The organism is Candidatus Komeilibacteria bacterium CG_4_10_14_0_2_um_filter_37_10, assembly GCA_002793075.1.
GTDB lineage: Bacteria > Patescibacteriota > Patescibacteriia > UBA1558 > UBA1558 > UM-FILTER-37-10.
Genome location: PFPO01000080.1, coordinates 1 through 2,521, shown reverse-complemented (window position 1 = coordinate 2,521; position 2,521 = coordinate 1). Strand labels below are relative to the sequence as shown.

3 protein-coding genes and 1 tRNA gene are annotated in these 2,521 nt (G+C 37.6%); all 4 read left to right on the top strand.

The features are described from left to right. On the top strand, positions 1 to 742 hold a 742-nt coding region (locus COX77_04210; protein PIZ98549.1), incomplete at its 5' end, for a hypothetical protein. Beyond that, a complete protein-coding gene (locus COX77_04205) occupies positions 735 to 1,562 on the top strand; it encodes a hypothetical protein (protein ID PIZ98548.1) in 828 nt (275 codons plus the stop codon). The genes COX77_04210 and COX77_04205, both read left to right, overlap by 8 nt. Then, on the top strand, positions 1,552 to 2,268 hold the full coding sequence (locus COX77_04200; GenBank protein PIZ98547.1) for a DNA alkylation repair protein: 717 nt from the start codon (positions 1,552 to 1,554) through the stop codon (positions 2,266 to 2,268). The genes COX77_04205 and COX77_04200 overlap by 11 nt, the downstream gene beginning before the upstream one ends. A gap of 153 nt (positions 2,269 to 2,421) precedes the next feature. Then, a tRNA-Pro gene (locus tag COX77_04195) sits at positions 2,422 to 2,498 on the top strand. Positions 2,499 to 2,521: the final 23 nt, after the last annotated feature.

Sequence of the window (2,521 nt, the reverse complement as noted above, 5' to 3'; positions counted from 1 at the left end):
AAAGTGGCAATTAGAACAAATTCAAATGCGCGGTGGTCAGGTTATTCTCGTGGTCGGTCGACGACAACCACGCTGGCCCGAGTGTCATAATCCGTCTTGGCTGGGTAGTATTGATCAGTCAGCTCAACATCAAGCAGAATTACAGTATATTCGGGCCACAGTAGAGGAGTTAAAACAATATTCAACTATTGTTGCTTGGCAGGTAGAAAATGAACCATTCCTTGATATTTTTGGTGAATGCCCCAGTGAAAAACCACAGGAGTTTCGTGACAAATTAGCATGGGTTCAATCTTTGGATCAGCGTCCGACGATTGTAACCGACAGTGGTGAATTGTCCAGTTGGTATCGAACGTCTTCACTTAATCCAATTATAGGGACAAGTCTATATCGTCATACTTGGAATAAGTGGTATGGTGATTTTTATTACCCTTTGCCACCAGCTTATTATCATTGGAAAGCAAAGCTATTGAAATTAGTAACACCATTAGAAAAGATTTTCATCTCCGAATTACAGCTGGAGCCCTGGGGTGATAAATCACCAGCGGAAACGCCAATTAACGAGCAGCTACTAAGTATGAATAATTTGCGTTTTACAAAAAATGTAGATTTTGCCAGGCAGGTAGGGTTTTCCGAAATATATTTCTGGGGTGCTGAGTGGTGGTATTGGATGAAAGAGAAGCAGAATAATGATTCTTTTTGGCAGCAGGCAATATTAATATTTAAAAATCAAAATAATGATTAAGGTAATATCAATAAAAAAATTTGATGGCAACAGGAGAAGATTTAGTTTTAAAAAATTGGTTAAGTCGGTAGAACGTTGTGGTGTCAACGGCTCAGAGGCCGAGAAGGTTGCTCATGAGGTTTTATCATTTTTACCGACAGAAGTTACTTCTAATCAATTGTACGAATTAATATACAAACATTTACAACAAAGAGACCGTTCGGTAGCACAGATATATTCGTTACGACAAGCATTATCCGAAGTCCGACCAGAATGTTGGGAAAAGTATATGGGAATAATTTTACAGTATTATGGTTATCAGACCAAGTGGAATGTTTTAGTTAAGGGTGCTAGCGTAGAACATCAAGTCGACGTGATTGCTAGAAAAGATGACCAAGTTTGGTTAGTAGAATGTAAGCACCATTTTAATTATCATCATGATTGTGGTTTGGGCGAGATTTTGCAGGTACAAGCACGTTTAGAAGATGTTATGGATGGTTGCAAAAAAAATATAAATAAATATAATTTTACCGGTGCTTGGCTAGTTACCAATACTAAATTTTCTGAGCACGCAAAAAGATATGCCGCAGCCAAGAATATCAGACTAACTGGTTGGCGTTATCCCGAGCAGTATAGTTTAGAACGTTTAATTCAGGATCAGTCTATTTATCCCATTACTATGTTACGATTAGATAAGGCCACTAAGAATATTTTGCAAAACAATAATATAATCACTATCCAAGACGCAGAAAAATTGCCGATTCCATTAATAAAATTGTTAGGTACTAGAATTAATACAATCCAAAAACAAATTCAGTCGCTAGCAGAATATGAGCAGTAAACAATTAATTGAATTGCGGCAAGAGTTAAAAAAGTACGTGCGTCAAGATAAAAAAAATATTTTGGCCAAATTTTTTAAAACCAAACCCGGTGAATATGGCGCGGGTGATCTTTTTTTGGGGGTAATGGTTCCGCAAATAAGACAGGTGGCGAGGAAGTATCATAACTTACCGTGGCTGCAAGTAAGGGAATTACAAAGGAGCGCTTGGCACGAGGAAAGACTATGTGCTTTATTAATTATGGTCAATCAGTATCAAGCTAGTGACTTGGCGATAAGAAAAATAATTTTTCGACACTATCTAAGCTCAACTAAGTATATTAATAATTGGGATTTAGTTGATCTCACAGCTGATCGTATTGTTGGTCAATATTTATTAGATAAAAATATTACTATTTTATTAAAATTAGCTAGGAGCAAAAATTTATGGCAGCGACGGATAGCCATTTTGAGCACTTTTGCTTTTATCAAAAAAGGTGAGGCTCAAAATACCCTCCGCGTTGCTAAGATACTATTAAATGATAATCATGATTTAATTCAAAAAGCAGTAGGCTGGATGTTGCGAGAGGTTGGTAAGCGGTGTGGTCAGAAAACAGAGGAGGAGTTTTTAGCTACGTATTATCAACAAATGCCCAGAACAATGCTGAGATATGCCATTGAACGGTTTCCGGAAAAGTTAAGACAACAGTATTTGCACGGTAAAATTTGATTTTTTATTCCTCGACAAATTATTGATAATATCTTAAACTGTTTCTGCTATAGATATATCGGGCTGTAGTCCCGCCTCTGGCGGGATAAACTCCGTTTAATGCAGGTTCAGTATATTTAATTACAAAGTATGTATTAGTAGACAGTTTTATTTCGGGCTGTAGCGCAGTTGGCTAGCGCGCGTCGTTCGGGACGACGAGGTCGGAGGTTCAAGTCCTCTCAGCCCGACCATTCATAAAATAGATATTGTTTGA

Bases quoted from the DNA above. Each gene is read 5' to 3' on its own strand.
- COX77_04200 (PIZ98547.1), top strand. From the start codon at position 1,552: ATGAGCAGTAAACAATTAATTGAATTGCGGCAAGAGTTAAAAAAGTAC.
- COX77_04205 (PIZ98548.1), top strand. From the start codon at position 735: ATGATTAAGGTAATATCAATAAAAAAATTTGATGGCAACAGGAGAAGA.